The 272-nt window shown below is 53.7% G+C and carries 1 protein-coding gene; it reads left to right on the forward strand.

Translation table 11 applies throughout. The features are described from left to right. The coding region (rutC, locus tag R0J87_RS20520; protein ID WP_283668819.1) for a 3-aminoacrylate deaminase at nt 1-263 on the forward strand (263 nt) is incomplete at its 5' end. Between the last annotated feature and the right edge of the window lie 9 nt (nt 264-272).

A 272-nucleotide genomic window follows, 5' to 3' on the forward strand; every position in this document is an offset into this window, starting at 1 on the left:
TGCTGTTTGCCGATGACCCAAAGGCGCAAACCCGCCACGTTCTGGAAACTATCCGCAAGGTGATCGAGACGGCGGGTGGCACGATGGCGGATGTGACCTTCAACAGCATCTTTATTACCGACTGGAAAAATTACGCCGCGATTAACGAAATCTACGCCGAGTTTTTTCCGGGTGATAAACCGGCGCGATTCTGCATTCAGTGCGGACTGGTAAAACCTGACGCGCTGGTGGAAATCGCCACAATTGCGCATATCGCCAAGTGAGGCCGCGAT

It is taken from the genome of Halomonas sp. SIMBA_159 (assembly GCF_046536035.1).
GTDB lineage: Bacteria > Pseudomonadota > Gammaproteobacteria > Pseudomonadales > Halomonadaceae > Vreelandella > Vreelandella venusta_A.